This is a genomic window from Oerskovia sp. Root22, from assembly GCF_001429135.1.
In the GTDB taxonomy this organism is placed as follows: Bacteria; Actinomycetota; Actinomycetes; order Actinomycetales; family Cellulomonadaceae; genus Oerskovia; species Oerskovia enterophila.
Window position 1 is genome coordinate 1 of record NZ_LMIL01000014.1, and the last position, 15,282, is coordinate 15,282.

Genomic DNA, 15,282 nt, shown 5'->3' on the forward strand with positions numbered 1-15,282 from the left:
CGGCGGTCATAGCGAGAGGGAAACGCCCGGTCCCATTCCGAACCCGGAAGCTAAGCCTCTCTGCGCCGATGGTACTGCCCTGGAGACGGGGTGGGAGAGTAGGTCGCCGCCGGACAACCATTCACCAAAGGCCCACCCCACACGGGGTGGGCCTTTGGCATACCCCCAAACACCCAGCCCCGAGCACACCTGTGCCCGGGGCACTTCTGTACCCAGAGCCCCGTTGTCAGAACCACACCGGGCCATACCCCGCCCACCTTCTGACAACACCATCACCCCGATCAGGTGTCAGAACCACACCGGGCCATACCCCGCCCACCTTCTGACAACACCATCACCCCGACCACGTGTCAGAACCACACCGGGCCATACCCCGCCCACCTTCTGACAACACCACCACCCCGACCAGGTGTCAGAACTGCACCGGGCCATACCCCGCCCACCTTCTGACAACTCCCCGAGAGAGTGGGTGCGCGCGGTGAGGCGCGGCGGTGGGGCGCGGTGCGTCATCTCACCCACGCCGGTCCGGACGCCCCCGTAGGCGTGGCCGCCGGGCACTAGACTGGCGACCATGTCCACCATCTCCCGTGATGAGGTCGCGCGCGTCGCCGTGCTGGCCCGCATCGACCTCCGGCCCGAGGAGCTCGACCGCCTCGCCGGCGAGCTCGACGTCATCGTCGATGCGATCGCCCAGGTGAGCGAGGTCGCCACTCCTGACGTCCCCGCCACGAGCCACCCGCTCCCGCTGACCAACGTCTTCCGAGACGACGTCCCCGTGCCGCCCCTGCCCGTCGAGGACGTCCTCGCCGCAGCACCGGCCAGCGAAGACGGACGCTTCAGCGTCCCGCAGATCCTCGGGGAGGAATGATGACGAACGACCTGACGCGGCTGAGTGCCGCGGACCTCGCCGCGCACCTGGTCTCTGGCGAGGTGAGCAGCGTCGAGGCGACGCAGGCGCACCTCGACCGCATCGGTGACGTCGACACGGCGGTCCACGCGTTCCTGCACGTGAGCACCGAGGACGCCCTCGCGACGGCTCGCGACGTCGACTCGCGCCGTGCCGCGGGCGAGGACCTGCACCCCCTCGCGGGCGTGCCGATCGCGGTCAAGGACGTCGTGGTGACCAAGGGTCTCCCGACGACGGCCGGCTCCAAGATCCTCGAGGGCTGGATCCCTCCGTACGACGCGACGCTCGTCGAGCGCATCCGCGCCGCGGGCCTGCCGATCCTCGGCAAGACCAACATGGACGAGTTCGCGATGGGCTCCTCCACGGAGCACTCGGCGTACGGCAACACCCACAACCCGTGGGACCTCGACCGCATCCCCGGCGGCTCGGGCGGTGGCTCGGCCGCGGCCGTCGCCGCCTACGAGGCCCCGCTCGCGATCGGCACGGACACCGGCGGCTCGATCCGTCAGCCGGGCGCCGTGACCGGCACGGTCGGCGTCAAGCCCACCTACGGCGGCGTGTCCCGCTACGGCCTCATCGCCATGGCGTCCTCTCTCGACCAGGCGGGCCCCGTCACACGAACCGTCCTCGACTCGGCGCTCCTGCACGAGCTCATCGGCGGACACGACCCCCGCGACTCGACCTCGATCAACGAGGACCTCCCGCTGCTCGTCGACGCGGCCCGCCAGGGCGCGATCGGTGACCTCCGCGGCCTGCGGGTCGGCGTCGTCTCCGAGCTCTCCGGCGAGGGCTACCAGGAGGGCGTGAGCGCTCGCTTCGCCGAGTCGCTCGACCTGCTGCGGTCGCTAGGCGCAGAGATCATCGAGGTCTCGTGCCCGCACTTCAAGTACGCGCTCGGCGCCTACTACCTCATCATGCCGAGCGAGGCGTCCAGCAACCTCGCCAAGTTCGACGGCATGCGCTTCGGCCTGCGCGTCGAGCCCGAGGACGGCCCCATCACGGCCGAGCGCGTCATGTCCGCGACCCGCGGCCAGGGCTTCGGCGACGAGGTCAAGCGCCGCATCATCCTCGGCACGTACGCACTGTCGGCGGGCTACTACGACGCCTACTACGGCAGCGCGCAGAAGGTCCGCACGCTCATCCAGCGCGACTTCGACGCGGCGTTCGCCCAGGCGGACGTCCTGGTCTCCCCGACGGCCCCCACCACGGCGTTCAAGTTCGGCGAGAAGCTCGACGACCCGCTCGCGATGTACCTCAACGACGTCGCGACGATCCCCGCCAACCTCGCGGGCGTCCCGGGCATGTCGCTGCCGAACGGTCTCTCGGACGACGGCCTGCCCGTCGGCTTCCAGATCCTCGCGCCGGCCAAGGCCGACGACCGTCTGTACCGCGTGGGCGCCGCTCTCGAGGCCGCCCTGGAGAACACGTGGGGCGGGCCGCTGCTGGCCAAGGCCCCGGAGCTGGAGGTCGCGCGATGAGCGCACACGCAACCGTGGACCTGGTCGACTACGACGAGGCCGTCCACCGCTACGACCCGGTCATCGGCATCGAGGTGCACGTCGAGCTCGGCACCAGGACCAAGATGTTCTGCGCGGCCGAGGTCGAGTTCGGTGGCGAGCCCAACACGCAGGTGACCCCGGTGAGCCTCGGCCTGCCCGGTGCGCTGCCCGTGGTCAACGGCAAGGCCGTCGAGTACGCGATCAAGATCGGGCTCGCGCTCAACTGCCAGATCGCCGAGTCCTGCCGCTTCGCCCGGAAGAACTACTTCTACCCGGACGTGCCCAAGAACTTCCAGACGTCGCAGTACGACGAGCCCATCGCGTTCGACGGCTACCTCGACGTCGAGCTCGAGGACGGCACGATCTTCCGCGTCGACATCGAGCGCGCGCACATGGAGGAGGACGCCGGCAAGAACACCCACGTGGGTGGTGCGACCGGTCGTATCCACGGTGCCGAGTACTCGCTCGTCGACTACAACCGTGCGGGCATCCCGCTCGTGGAGATCGTCACGCGCCCCATCACGGGCGCGGGCGAGCGTGCCCCGGAGGTCGCTCGCGCGTACGTCCAGACGCTGCGCGACATCTTCCGTGCGCTCGACGTCTCGGAGGCACGCATGGAGCGCGGCAACGTCCGTGCCGACGTGAACCTGTCCCTGCGCGCGACCCCCGAGTCGCCTCTCGGCACGCGCACGGAGACCAAGAACGTGAACTCGTTCCGCTCGATCGAGCGCGCGGTCCGCTACGAGGTCTCGCGCCAGGCCGCCGTCCTCGACGAGGGCGGCACGGTCATCCAGGAGACGCGCCACTGGCACGAGGACACCTCGATCACGACGGCCGGTCGCGTGAAGTCCGACGCCGAGGACTACCGCTACTTCCCGGAGCCGGACCTGGTGCCCGTCGCGCCGAGCCGTGACTGGGTCGAGCAGATCCGCGCCACGCTGCCCGAGCTCCCGGTCGCTCGCCGCAACCGCCTGCAGGGCGAGTGGGGCTACGCCGACGCCGAGATGCGCGACGTGGTCAACGCCGGTGCGCTCGACCTCATCGAGGCGACCGTCGCGGCCGGCACGAGCCCCGCGGCCGCACGCAAGTGGTGGATGGGCGAGCTCGCCCGCTACGCCAAGACGAGCGAGACCGAGCTCGCCGAGATCGCGGTCACGCCCGCGCAGATCGCCCAGCTCCAGGCGCTCGTCGACTCGGGCCGCATCAACGACAAGCTGGCCCGCCAGGTCCTCGAGGGTGTCCTCGCGGGCGAGGGCGACCCGGAGGCCGTGGTCGTCGCCCGCGGGCTCGAGGTCGTCTCGGACGACGGCGCGCTCCTCGAGGCGATCGACGCAGCCCTCGCGGCCCAGCCCGACATCGTCGAGAAGGTTCGCTCGGGCAACATGGGTCCCATCGGTGCGATCATCGGAGCGGTCATGAAGGCCACCAAGGGCCAGGCCGACGCCGGGCGCGTCCGCGAGCTGGTCATCGAGCGGATCGGTTGATCCGTGCCCCGAAGCACCACGGAGGTGGTCGCGTGACACGCGGACCGGAGCTCTACGGCGAGATGATGCGCCTGCGACCCATCGAGGCGCGCGACGCCGAGCGCATGTGGGAGTCCGTGCAGGACCCGGAGTCGAACCGGCTCACGGGGACCACGGCCGAGTTCACGCGCGAGCAGATCGAGCAGTGGGCGGCCACGGTCAGCGACCGGGACGGTCGCTACGACTGGGCCGTCACCTCGCCGGCCAAGCGGGACGGCCAGCTCGTGAGCGACGAGATGTTCGGCGAGATCGTGCTCAACGACATCGACGAGCACGCGCTCTCGGCCAACCTCCGCCTTGCCCTGCTCCCCAACTACCGGGGACGCGGCTACGGGCGCGAGGCGATCTTCGAGGTCCTGCGCTTCGCGTTCGACCACCCCGAGGGGCCGCACCTGCACCGCGTGAGCCTCGACGTGCTCAGCATCAACCCTCGGGCTCGCATGCTCTACGAGTCGCTGGGCTTCCGCGAGGAGGGCCGGCTCCGGGACGCGTTCCGGGACGGCGACGGCTGGGCCGACGCGATCGTCATGAGCATCCTCGAGGACGAGTTCCGCGCCGGGCTCTGAGCACCAGCAGCACCAGCACCCGCCCGGGCACGGGCCGTCAGGACGAGCGCGACCTCCGGGTCGCGCTCGTCCTGACGTCTCCGGGCATCACTGCCGGCCCCGCTCGAAGTCCGCGAGCGACACCTTGCGCTCGACCGCGTGGTCCACGACCCGCTCGGGATACCCGGGAGCGGCGCCGGCCACCTTCCACGGCTCGTGCACGGCCTTGCCGGTGATGCCGCGCAGCTCGGGCACCCACTCGCGCACGTAGGCGCCGTCGGGGTCGAACGTCAGGCCCTGCGTGACCGGGTTGAAGATCCGGAAGTAGGGCGCGGCATCGCGCCCGGTCCCCGCGACCCACTGCCAGTTGAGCTGGTTCTGCGACACGTCGCCGTCGACGAGGTGCGCCATGAAGTGCTCGGCCCCGCGCTGCCAGCGCACGTGCAGGTCCTTGACGAGGAACGACGCGACGAGCATCCGGACGCGGTTGTGCATCCACCCCGTGCCGAGGAGCTGGCGCATCCCGGCGTCGACCATCGGGTAGCCCGTGCGGCCCTCGCACCACGTGGCGAGCAGCGCGTCCTCCGTGGCGCCCGTGGCCCACGCGTCCTCGGGGACCACGGTGCGCAGCGACCGCCGCACCGCCCCGGGGTGGTGGAACAGCACGTCCGCGTGGAACTCGCGCCACGCGAGCTCCGAGCGGTAGGTCGCGGCGGAGTCCTCGGGCACCGACCCCGAGCGCACCGCCGACGCGAGGTCCGCGAGCAGCGTCCGGGGGTGGATCTCGCCCCACTTGAGCGCGGGCGAGAGGTACGAGGTCCCGGTGAGGTCGGGCCGGTCGCGATCGGTCGGGTAGTCGGCGAGGCCGTCGGCCAGGAACGCGTGCCAGCGGTCGAGGGCCGCGGCCTCGCCCGCAGCGGGCAGCCGCGCCCCCGCCTCGGGCGCGCCCGGGAGACCGTCCGAGGCGAGCGTTGCCCACGCGACGTCGTCGGGCAGGGGAGCGGGGGCCCGCCAGCCGTGCTCGAGCCACGCCGACCGGAACGGCGTGAAGACCTGGAAGGGCGTCCCGCCGCGCGTCCGGACGCGCCCCGGCGCGACCGCGTAGGGCGAACCCGTGCGTTGCAGGCTCACGTCGCGCTCCGCGAGGAGCGCCTCGACCGCGTCGTCCCGGCGACGCCCGTAGGGCTCGTAGCTCGCGGCGACGTGGACCGAGCGCGCGCCGACCTCGGCGCAGACCGCGGGCACGACCTCGCGCGGGTCGCCGTGGCGCACCACGAGCCGGCCTCCGGTCGAGGCGTCGAGCTCGCGCAGGCTGCGGGCGAGGTAGGCCTGGCGCACGGGCCCGGCCGACGCCCAGAGCGCGGGGTCCAGGACGTAGAGCCCGACGACGTCGCTCCCCGCCGCGCGCGCCTCGCCCACGGCCTGGCCCAGGGCCGGGTTGTCGGCCAGGCGCAGGTCGCGACGGAACCACAGGACGGTCGGTGCAGGGGAGGGCATCCGCCCACGCTAGCCGGGGTCGCTCCTCCCGCGCGCACGGGCCGCCACCAGTCGCCACGGCCACGGGCCGGTGGCAGCATCGATCCATGAGCGGCAACGACGAGCGGCCCGTCCAGCCCGACCTCCCGGACCCCCGGCTCGAGGCCGAGGCGGCCCCTGCCGCCGGCCGGGTCCCGCGCGACCACGCGTTCTTCGGTCACCCGATCGGGCTCATGACGCTGTTCACCACCGAGCTGTGGGAACGGTTCAGCTACTACGGGATGCGCGCGATCCTGCTCTTCTACCTGACGGACTCGATCGCTGACGGCGGGCTGGCCCTCGACGAGGTCACGGGGCTCGCGCTGGTCTCGATCTACGGCACGGGCGTGTACCTGCTGTCGGTCGTCGGAGGCTGGCTCGCGGACCGGGTCATCGGCTCGCGGCGCTCGGTCCTGTACGGGGGCATCGTCATCGCGGCGGGGCACGTCTCGCTGACGATCCCGGGCGCCGGGTTCTCGATGTTCGGGATCGCGCTCGTGGCGCTCGGCACCGGGCTGCTCAAGCCCAACGTGTCCTCGATGGTGGGCGAGCTGTACTCGCGCGACGACCCGCGCCGCGACTCGGCGTTCTCGATCTTCTACATGGGCATCAACCTGGGCTCGCTCCTCTCGCCGATCATCGTCGGGTTCGTCAACCGGCAGTGGGGGTACCACGCGGGCTTCGCGGTCGCGGCGGTCGGCATGGCGATCGCACTCGTGTTCTTCGTCGCGGGGCGCAAGTACCTGGGCGGTGCGGGGGACTCGGTGCCCAACCCGCTCACGCGCGAGGAGTACCCGAAGCTCGTCCGGATCGGCCTCTTCATCCTCGCGGGGCTCGTGGTCGCGACGCTCATCGCCTGGGCGGTGTCGGGTGCGTTCGGCATCTCGACGTTCATCGACACGCTGTCCTACGTCGCGTTCGCGGCGCCCATCGCCTACTTCCTGGTGATGTTCCGCTCGCCCAAGGTCACGGCCCCCGAGCGCTCGCGGCTCACGGCGTACATCCCGCTCTTCGTTGCGGCCATGCTGTTCTTCATGATCTTCGAGCAGGCGGCCACGACGCTGTCGAGCTTCGCGAAGAACCGCACCGAGCTCTCGTTCTTCGGCATCGCGATCGAGCCCGCGTTCTTCCAGTCCGTGAACCCGTTCTCGATCGTGGTCCTGGCGCCGGTGTTCGCGTGGATCTGGGTCAAGACCAAGGACCGCCCGCCGACGGCCGTGAAGTTCGCGATGGGACTGACGCTCGCGGCCCTCTCGTTCGTGTGGCTCTCGGCCGCGTCGGCGATCTTCGCGGACGAGAAGGCCCCAGCCTGGGTCCTGGTCTCGGTGTACGTCATCCAGACGCTCGGCGAGCTGTGCCTGTCCCCGGTGGGGCTGGCGGCGACGACGCTGCTCGCGCCCAAGGCGTTCCGCAGCCAGGCCATGGCGCTCTGGTTCCTGGCCCCCGCGGCAGGGCAGGCCATCACGGCCCAGATCGTCCAGGTCACGCAGGGGGCGTCGGACACCGCCTACTTCGGGATCGTCGGCGCGATCACCATGGCGTTCGCGCTGGTCCTGTTCGCGCTCGCCCCGTGGGTCACGCGCCACATCCGCCACGCGGACGCGCAGGAGGCGGCGTCGCCCGCGCACTAGCGGTGGACGGTAGCCGGCGGTGCCACGCTGCGGGGACGCCCCGGCGGAACGAACCGAGCCACGCGCCCGACGGCGTCACGCGCCCGGGTGCGTGACGCCGTCGGGCGCGAGACGCCGTCGGGCCTGACGGGCGACAGGTCGCCTCAGCGCATCCAGGCCGGCACGCCCACGCGTTCGGCGACCCCGCCCAGCCCCCACGTGCTGCCCGCCCGGGTCAGCGCCACGACGATCACGACGAGCGCGGTCACGACGTGGTCCTCGACGACCGGGTTGGTGGAGCCCGCGGCCACGGGCCACGTCGTGGCCCACAGCAGCGCCATGAGGAGCGTGCCCGAGACCGCGGCGACGCGCGTCCCGACTCCCAGGAGGAGCGCGAGGCCCGTCGCGCCCATGCCGAGCATGAAGAGCCAGTCGGTCACAGGGCCCGCCAGGGCGCCGAACGTGTCGGCGAACGGACCCGAGATCGAGGACAGGTAGCCCTGGGTCGGGGAGCCGCCGTTGAGCCACGCTCGCTCGGTAGGGGTCGCGTAGCCCAGGCCGAAGGTCTTGTCGAGCACGGGCCACAGGAACACGAGCGAGATCGCGATGCGCAGGACAGCCAGCGCGCGGCGGGCTGCTGCGAGCGTGACGACAGGGCTCGGGGTCGTGCCCGGGGCGTCCGTGGGGTCGGCCGAGGCGGGTGTGGAGCGGGGGTTCCGGGTCGGTGCAGCGGTGGCCTGGCTCATGGGGCTGGTCTCCCTGGTCGATGGGTCGTCCGTCGGAAGGCGCGGGGCGCCGGGGTGCGGGACGAGGTGCTGCCGGCGGGGACCGCGGTCCCCTCGTGGGCGAGGGGATCGGCCTCTGCAGGCCAGTGGTGGTGGGGCCCGAGCAGCCCTGTCAACTAACCACCCGGGTGAAGTCCCCTGCAACCTTTTGGGCAGATTGACGGGTTTTCCCGTATCGGTGGTGCTACGTAGGGGGATTGCACATCCGGGCCGTCGTGGAAGCGCTGCCCCTGGTGTGGACCACGAGCCGGACGCCCCGACCTGCGGGGTCCAGGGCGGGCGTAGTGTGTCCGAGCGGTCACCTCCCAGGCCGCAGCACCACGTGAAGGAGCTGAACCGCCATGAGTCGCCCCCTGCGCTCCCGGACGTCCACCCACGGCCGCAACATGTCCGGAGCCCGCGCGCTCTGGCGCGCCACCGGCATGGGCTCCGAGGACTTCGGCAAGCCGATCATCGCGATCGCGAACTCGTACACGCAGTTCGTACCGGGCCACGTCCACCTCAAGGACATGGGCGACCTGGTCGCGTCCGCGATCCGCGAGGCCGGCGGCGTCTCCAAGGAGTTCAACACCATCGCGGTCGACGACGGCATCGCGATGGGGCACGCGGGCATGCTCTACTCGCTGCCCAGCCGCGACCTCATCGCGGACTCGGTCGAGTACATGGTCAACGCGCACTGCGCCGACGCCATCGTGTGCATCTCCAACTGCGACAAGATCACGCCCGGCATGCTCAACGCCGCGCTGCGCCTCAACATCCCGGTCATCTTCGTGTCGGGCGGCCCCATGGAGGCGGGCAAGGTCGTCGTCGCCGACGGTGTGGCCTCGACGCGCCTAAACCTCGTCAACGCGATCAACTACGCCGCGGACGACAACGTCAGCGACGAGGCCCTCGCGCAGGTCGAGGAGGCCGCGTGCCCCACGTGCGGCTCGTGCTCGGGCATGTTCACCGCGAACTCGATGAACTGCCTCACCGAGGCCCTGGGCCTGTCCCTTCCCGGCAACGGCTCGACCCTCGCGACGCACTCCGCCCGCCGTGAGCTGTTCCTCGAGGCCGGCCGCACGATCGTCGACCTCGCGCGCCGGTACTACGACGAGGAGGACGACTCGGCCGCGCCCCGCAACATCGCGACCAAGGCCGCGTTCGCCAACGCCATGACGCTCGACGTCGCGATGGGCGGCTCGACCAACACGGTCCTGCACATCCTCGCCGCTGCGCAGGAGGGCGAGATCGACTTCGACCTGACCGACATCGAGCGCATCAGCCGCCAGGTCCCGTGCCTGTCCAAGGTCGCGCCGAACCACCCGAACTTCCACATGGAGGACGTGCACCGCGCGGGCGGCATCCCTGCGCTCCTGGGCGAGCTCGACCGCGCCGGGCTCCTGGACCACGACGTGACGTCGGTGCACACCCCGACGCTGCGCGAGTGGCTCGACGACTGGGACGTCCGAGGAGGCAAGGCGACCGAGCAGGCCGTCGAGCTGTTCCACGCGGCCCCCGGCGGGGTCCGCACCACGCAGGCGTTCTCGACGTCGAACCGGTGGGACCACCTGGACACCGACGCGGCCGACGGCTGCATCCGCGACCTCGAGCACGCGTACACGGTCGAGGGCGGCCTGGCCGTGCTCCGCGGCAACCTCGCCGAGGACGGCGCGGTGTTCAAGACCGCGGGCGTCGACCCGGACGTGTTCCACTTCGTCGGCAAGGCGCTCGTCTGCGAGTCGCAGGACGAGGCCGTCGAGAAGATCCTCACCAAGCAGGTCGAGCCCGGCCACGTGGTCGTCGTGCGCTACGAGGGCCCCGCAGGCGGTCCCGGCATGCAGGAGATGCTCTACCCCACGTCCTTCATCAAGGGCCGTGGCCTGGGCAAGGTCTGCGCGCTCATCACCGACGGCCGCTTCTCGGGCGGGTCGAGCGGCATCTCGGTGGGCCACGTCTCGCCCGAGGCCGCGGCCGGTGGCGTGATCGGCCTGGTCGAGGACGGCGACGAGATCGAGATCGACGTCGACACGCGCCTCATCCGCGTCAACGTGCCCGACGAGGTCCTCGCCGAGCGTCGCGCCAAGATGGAGGCGCGCGAGAACCCCTGGCAGCCCGTCGACCGCGACCGCTACGTCTCGCCCGCGCTGCAGGCCTACGCCGCGATGGCGACGTCGGCCGACCGCGGCGCGGTGCGCGACGTGTCGCTGCTCAAGCGCCGCTGAGCCGCCCGCCCGCACGACGACGGGCCCGCCCCCAGGAGGGGGCGGGCCCGTCGTCGCGTCAGGGGCAACCCGTCAGCACTGCTCCTCGGACTGCTCGGTGATGATCCACCTCGCGCCCTCGGGAACCATGACGGCCGACCCGCAGTCGCCGCTCGCGTAGGCGACGGACAGCACGGTCGCGTCGGGGCGCTCCTCGCGGACTGCGATCTCGACCTCCGCGACGTCGCCGACCGCGGCGAAGAGCTCGGCCGTGGTCGTGATCATCGACGCGCAGTCCGTGATGCCGGGCCACCCCTGCGCGGTCATCTCCGCGACCATCCGGTCGACGAGCGCGGGGGACATGTACCCGCAGGCGGTCTCGACCGCGGGTGCACGGCTCGCGGCGAGCCAGGCGCGGAAGCTCGCCTCGGGGGACTCGCCGGCGTCGTCGGGCTCCGGCGCGGCCTCGGGGGCCGCCGGGGCCGCCGGGTCCGTACCAGCTGTCGCCTCGGGTGACACGTCGGCGGTCGTCTCCGGGACGGTCGTCGTCGCCGGTGCTGTCGGCGGCTCGGTCGAGCCCGAGCACGCGGCCGTGGAGACCAGGACGAGCGCGACGGCCGGGGCCAGCGCGGCGCCGCGCCAGGAGGCCAAGGGCGCTCCGCTCTGAGACGGACCGGGGCGGCGTGGGGCGGGGTGCGTCGTGATCATCGCGGCATCCTGCCGCACGGGGGCCATCGACGCGGGACGCCACGCGCGCTGTGGCCGCACCTCACCCGCGAGGAGATACTCGGGTATGGCCAGCGACGACATCGACATCAAGCCCCGCTCCCGGACCGTGACCGACGGCATCGAGGCCACGGCCTCGCGCGGCATGCTCCGCGCCGTCGGGATGGGCGACGACGACTGGGTCAAGCCCCAGATCGGCATCGCGAGCTCCTGGAACGAGATCACCCCGTGCAACCTGTCGCTCGACCGGCTCGCGCAGGGGGCCAAGGAGGGCGTGCACGCGGGAGGGGGCTACCCGCTGCAGTTCGGCACCATCTCGGTGTCCGACGGCATCTCGATGGGTCACGAGGGCATGCACTTCTCGCTCGTGTCGCGCGACGTGATCGCCGACTCGGTCGAGACCGTCATGCAGGCCGAGCGGCTCGACGGGTCGGTGCTGCTCGCGGGCTGCGACAAGTCGCTGCCGGGCATGCTCATGGCCGCCGCGCGCCTCGACCTCGCGAGCGTGTTCCTCTACGCGGGCTCGATCATGCCCGGCTGGGTCAAGCTCGAGGACGGCACGGAGAAGGACGTCACGCTCATCGACGCGTTCGAGGCCGTGGGCGCGTGCTCGCGCGGACTCATGAGCAAGGGGGACCTGGACCGCATCGAGCGGGCCATCTGCCCGGGCGAGGGCGCGTGCGGCGGCATGTACACCGCGAACACCATGGCCTCGGTCGCCGAGGCCATGGGCATGTCGCTGCCCGGCTCGGCCGCGCCGCCCTCGGCGGACCGCCGCCGCGACAACTTCGCGCACCGCTCGGGCGAGGCCGTCGTGGAGCTGCTGCGCCGCGGGATCACGGCGCGCGACATCATGACCAAGGAGGCGTTCGAGAACGCGATCGCCGTGGTCATGGCGTTCGGCGGCTCGACCAACGCGGTCCTGCACCTGCTGGCGATCGCGCACGAGGCCGAGGTCGAGCTGACGCTCGATGACTTCGACCGCGTCGCCGCCAAGGTCCCGCACCTGGGCGACCTCAAGCCGTTCGGCCGGTACGTCATGAACGACGTCGACCGCATCGGCGGCGTGCCCGTCGTCATGAAGGCGCTGCTCGACGCCGGGCTGATCCACGGCGACGCGCTCACGGTCACGGGCCGGACGGTCAGTGAAAACCTCGCGGACCTGGCGCCGCCCGACCCCGACGGCAAGATCCTGCGCGCGCTCGACAACCCGATCCACCACACGGGCGGCATCACCATCCTGGGCGGCTCGCTCGCGCCCGAGGGGGCCGTGGTCAAGTCAGCGGGCTTCGACTCGGACGTGTTCGAGGGCACGGCCCGTGTGTTCGAGCGCGAGCGCGCGGCGCTCGACGCCCTCGAGGACGGGACCATCACGGACGGCGACGTCGTCGTGATCCGTTACGAAGGGCCCAAGGGAGGGCCGGGCATGCGCGAGATGCTCGCGATCACGGGAGCCATCAAGGGAGCGGGCCTCGGCAAGACCGTGCTGCTCCTGACGGACGGACGGTTCTCGGGCGGGACGACCGGGCTGTGCGTGGGCCACGTCGCGCCCGAGGCGGTCGACGGCGGACCGATCGCGTTCGTGCGCGACGGCGACCGGATCCGGCTCGACGTCGCACGCAAGACGCTCGACCTGCTGGTCGAGGAGGCCGAGATCGAGGCCCGCAAGGAGGGCTGGGCGCCGCTCGCCCCGAAGTTCACGCGCGGGGTCCTGGCCAAGTACGCCAAGCTCGTCCAGTCGGCCTCGCGCGGCGCGATCCTCGAGTAGGCGACGCGCTCGGTGCGCTGGGCGCGCGTGCTGGCGACGCGCCCCGGGCTGCGGGATAGTTGGACGAGGAACGCTCGCCTCGGGACGTCGCTGGTCCGACCAGCGGGGGCCCGCGACGCCCGGCTCGCCCCGACGTTCCGCAGGGTCCCCGTCCGCGCGACACCGCACCGGAGCAGCAGCCATGAGCGACGAGATCACCGCCAGACAGTTCCACGACAGCGACGGGGTGGAGGACTGGCGCGTGCTGCTCGGCACGGCGCAGACCCGGTTCCGGACGGGCTCGTTCACCGCGGGCGTCGAGCTGGTCGACGCGATCGGCGAGCTGGCCGAGGGCATGAACCACCATCCGGACGTCGACCTGCGCTACGCGACCGTGACCGTCCGGACGTCGTCGCACGACGTGGGTGGCCTGAGCAAGCGGGACCTCACGCTGGCCCGCCGCATCTCGTTGGCGGCCAAGGAGCTCGACCTCCCCGCCGAGACCGACGGCCTGATCGAGGTCGAGGTCGCGATCGACGCGCTGGACAGGCCTGCGGTGCGCCCGTTCTGGAAGGCCGTCCTGGGCTACGTCGACGGGCCCGAGGAGGACGAGGGGCTGGGTCTGGGGGACGCGGCCGGGTACGGGCCACCGGTCTGGTTCCAGCAGATGGATGCGCCGCGCCCCCAGCGCAACCGCATCCACCTCGACGTCACGGTCCCGCACGACCAGGTCGAGGCACGCGTGACCGCGGCCATCGCCGCGGGCGGGCACCTCGTCTCCGACCGGCGGGCGCCGGCGTTCTGGGTCCTCGCGGACGTCGAGGGCAACGAGGCGTGCCTGTGCACCTGGCGCGGGCGCGACTGAGCGATCGTCCGGCGCGAGAGTCGTCCGACGCGCAACGGGGGAGCATGACCTCAGGCCGCCTCCCGCTCGGGCGCGCCGCGGTGCGGTGACCTCACGCCCGGGCCACGACCAAGGTCCGGTAGGAGGGGATGAGGACCTCGCGCTGCGCGCTGCGCGAGACGATCCGCAGGCTCTCGCCGTCTCCCCACAGCGTGCGCAGCAGCGCACCGATCTCCGCGCGGGCCAGGGCCGCGCCCAGGCACAGGTGGCGGCCCGCCCCGAACCACAGCTGGCGGCTCTCGCGCACGTAGGGGCGGTCGGCGCGGAACGGGCCGGCGCCGATGTTCGCGCTCCATACGAGCATCATGATGCGCTCGCCCTCGGCGAGCCGGCGGCCTGCCACCTCGACGTCGGCCGCGACGCCCCGACCGATGACCGAGGCGGGGCTCGTGACCCGCAGCCCTTCGCGCACGGCGTTCTCGACCGCGTCGGGCTCCCCGGGGCCACGGACCTGTCCCGCGGCCTCGCGCTCGGCGTCGGTGCGCATCAGGTCCAGGAGACGGTGCTGCTCGCCCGTGTCGACGAGCAGAGCGGTGGTCCGGGCCATCGCGGAGGCCGACGTCTCGGTGCCCGCGACCATGAGCAGGCACGCGAGCCCCGTGGTCTCCTCGAGGCCGAGCCCCAGCTCGCGGCACCGGCCGAGGAGCGTGTCGCCCGGGGCGTCGCGCCAGCCTGCGGGCACCCCTCGCGTGAGCTCGGCCACGATCTCGCGGGCCGCGACGACCTGTCCGGGGGACAGGTGGGTCGAGCCTGCGCTGCCCAGGGCGATCGTCGCGAGGCGTTCGCCCGTCTCGAAGACCGTGAGCGCGTCGTCGTCGGTGGGCCAGGCCTCCGTGCCCGGCGCGCGGTCCACGGGGGCCGGCACTCCGAGGAGCGAGATCATCATGCGGCCCACGAGCACGCGGGCCAGCCGTGCGACGTCGACCGTCGCTCCCTCCCGCAGCGCGGTCTGGGCGTCGGCGAGCGGCCCCGACCACGCCCCGTCGACGAGCTCGGCCGAGCTGCCCTCGGTGAACAGCTCGCGTGAGCGCGAGCGCAGGTCGTGGTGGCCCGGGCCGTCGAAGAGGTCGAGCACCCAGTCGCCGAGGATCTGCGCCCACAGGTGCCCGACCCCGCCCTCGCCCACGATCGTGAACGAGCGGTGGTCGCCCAGGACCGTGCGGGCGACGACCGGGTCTGCCGTGACCCAGCCGAGCCCGGGCACCTTGCGCAGGGGCGGGCCGGGCAGCCGGCGCGCGAGGTGACCGCCGAGCAGCACGGCGGCCATGCCTGGTCGGGCACTGCGCAGGAGGTCCACCTCGTGGCGGGTCGTGGGAAGCATGCCCGACAGTCTGACGC

12 protein-coding genes and 1 rRNA gene are annotated in these 15,282 nt (G+C 72.2%); 9 read left to right on the forward strand and 4 right to left on the reverse strand.

What is annotated here, in order from left to right; translation table 11 throughout:
* The 5 genes from rrf to ASE15_RS19560 all read left to right on the forward strand — a co-directional run.
* A 5S ribosomal RNA gene (gene rrf / locus ASE15_RS19540) occupies window positions 1–115 on the forward strand; the annotation flags it as partial.
* Window positions 116–571: 456 nt separating this feature from the next.
* Entirely contained in the window at window positions 572–868 is a 297-nt protein-coding gene (gatC, locus tag ASE15_RS19545) for an Asp-tRNA(Asn)/Glu-tRNA(Gln) amidotransferase subunit GatC (RefSeq protein WP_030152198.1), read from the forward strand.
* A complete protein-coding gene (gene gatA, locus ASE15_RS19550; protein WP_056654430.1) occupies window positions 868–2,385 on the forward strand; it encodes an Asp-tRNA(Asn)/Glu-tRNA(Gln) amidotransferase subunit GatA in 1,518 nt (505 codons plus the stop codon). Before gatC ends, gatA begins: the two co-directional genes overlap by 1 nt.
* On the forward strand, window positions 2,382–3,890 hold the full coding sequence (gene gatB / locus ASE15_RS19555; RefSeq protein WP_056765362.1) for an Asp-tRNA(Asn)/Glu-tRNA(Gln) amidotransferase subunit GatB: 1,509 nt from the start codon (window positions 2,382–2,384) through the stop codon (window positions 3,888–3,890). The genes gatA and gatB overlap by 4 nt, the downstream gene beginning before the upstream one ends.
* A 32-nt stretch (window positions 3,891–3,922) precedes the next feature.
* Window positions 3,923–4,495 carry a GNAT family N-acetyltransferase gene (locus tag ASE15_RS19560; protein WP_082609149.1) on the forward strand — a complete coding sequence of 191 codons (573 nt, stop codon included), beginning with the start codon at window positions 3,923–3,925 and terminating at the stop codon, window positions 4,493–4,495.
* Between the two features lie 87 nt (window positions 4,496–4,582).
* Here ASE15_RS19560 and ASE15_RS19565 read toward each other — a convergent pair whose 3' ends face one another.
* A complete protein-coding gene (locus tag ASE15_RS19565; protein ID WP_056765364.1) occupies window positions 4,583–5,971 on the reverse strand; it encodes a deoxyribodipyrimidine photo-lyase in 1,389 nt (462 codons plus the stop codon).
* 86 nt (window positions 5,972–6,057) lie between these two features.
* On the opposite strand from ASE15_RS19565, the gene ASE15_RS19570 reads away from it, so the two are divergent.
* On the forward strand, window positions 6,058–7,620 hold the full coding sequence (locus ASE15_RS19570) for a peptide MFS transporter (RefSeq protein ID WP_082609150.1): 1,563 nt from the start codon (window positions 6,058–6,060) through the stop codon (window positions 7,618–7,620).
* Window positions 7,621–7,763: 143 nt separating this feature from the next.
* Here the strand turns inward: ASE15_RS19570 and ASE15_RS19575 are convergent, their stop codons facing one another.
* Window positions 7,764–8,345 (reverse strand): DoxX family membrane protein, encoded by a 582-nt coding sequence (locus ASE15_RS19575; RefSeq protein ID WP_056765367.1) that lies wholly within the window; start codon window positions 8,343–8,345, stop codon window positions 7,764–7,766.
* Window positions 8,346–8,725: 380 nt separating this feature from the next.
* Here ASE15_RS19575 and ilvD (ASE15_RS19580) point away from each other — a divergent pair, with 380 nt between their 5' ends.
* On the forward strand, window positions 8,726–10,588 hold the full coding sequence (gene ilvD, locus ASE15_RS19580; protein WP_056654436.1) for a dihydroxy-acid dehydratase: 1,863 nt from the start codon (window positions 8,726–8,728) through the stop codon (window positions 10,586–10,588).
* Window positions 10,589–10,660: 72 nt separating this feature from the next.
* Here the strand turns inward: ilvD (ASE15_RS19580) and ASE15_RS19585 are convergent, their stop codons facing one another.
* On the reverse strand, window positions 10,661–11,275 hold the full coding sequence (locus ASE15_RS19585) for a hypothetical protein (protein ID WP_157277295.1): 615 nt from the start codon (window positions 11,273–11,275) through the stop codon (window positions 10,661–10,663).
* A gap of 85 nt (window positions 11,276–11,360) precedes the next feature.
* On the opposite strand from ASE15_RS19585, the gene ilvD (ASE15_RS19590) reads away from it, so the two are divergent.
* Entirely contained in the window at window positions 11,361–13,061 is a 1,701-nt protein-coding gene (ilvD, locus tag ASE15_RS19590; RefSeq protein WP_056765373.1) for a dihydroxy-acid dehydratase, read from the forward strand.
* Window positions 13,062–13,242: 181 nt separating this feature from the next.
* On the forward strand, window positions 13,243–13,905 hold the full coding sequence (locus ASE15_RS19595; protein WP_056765385.1) for a VOC family protein: 663 nt from the start codon (window positions 13,243–13,245) through the stop codon (window positions 13,903–13,905).
* 91 nt (window positions 13,906–13,996) lie between these two features.
* Here the strand turns inward: ASE15_RS19595 and ASE15_RS19600 are convergent, their stop codons facing one another.
* A complete protein-coding gene (locus ASE15_RS19600) occupies window positions 13,997–15,265 on the reverse strand; it encodes a cytochrome P450 (RefSeq protein WP_056765387.1) in 1,269 nt (422 codons plus the stop codon).
* Between the last annotated feature and the right edge of the window lie 17 nt (window positions 15,266–15,282).

What these genes read in the sequence shown, in the direction of transcription:
- gatC (WP_030152198.1), top strand. Translation starts at nt 572, where the DNA reads ATGTCCACCATCTCCCGTGATGAGGTCGCGCGCGTCGCCGTGCTGGCC.
- gatA (WP_056654430.1), top strand. Translation starts at nt 868, where the DNA reads ATGACGAACGACCTGACGCGGCTGAGTGCCGCGGACCTCGCCGCGCAC.
- gatB (WP_056765362.1), top strand. Translation starts at nt 2,382, where the DNA reads ATGAGCGCACACGCAACCGTGGACCTGGTCGACTACGACGAGGCCGTC.
- ASE15_RS19565 (WP_056765364.1), bottom strand. Translation starts at nt 5,971, where the DNA reads ATGCCCTCCCCTGCACCGACCGTCCTGTGGTTCCGTCGCGACCTGCGC.
- ASE15_RS19570 (WP_082609150.1), top strand. Translation starts at nt 6,058, where the DNA reads ATGAGCGGCAACGACGAGCGGCCCGTCCAGCCCGACCTCCCGGACCCC.
- ASE15_RS19575 (WP_056765367.1), bottom strand. Translation starts at nt 8,345, where the DNA reads ATGAGCCAGGCCACCGCTGCACCGACCCGGAACCCCCGCTCCACACCC.
- ilvD (WP_056654436.1), top strand. Translation starts at nt 8,726, where the DNA reads ATGAGTCGCCCCCTGCGCTCCCGGACGTCCACCCACGGCCGCAACATG.
- ASE15_RS19585 (WP_157277295.1), bottom strand. Translation starts at nt 11,275, where the DNA reads ATGATCACGACGCACCCCGCCCCACGCCGCCCCGGTCCGTCTCAGAGC.
- ilvD (WP_056765373.1), top strand. Translation starts at nt 11,361, where the DNA reads ATGGCCAGCGACGACATCGACATCAAGCCCCGCTCCCGGACCGTGACC.
- ASE15_RS19595 (WP_056765385.1), top strand. Translation starts at nt 13,243, where the DNA reads ATGAGCGACGAGATCACCGCCAGACAGTTCCACGACAGCGACGGGGTG.
- ASE15_RS19600 (WP_056765387.1), bottom strand. Translation starts at nt 15,265, where the DNA reads ATGCTTCCCACGACCCGCCACGAGGTGGACCTCCTGCGCAGTGCCCGA.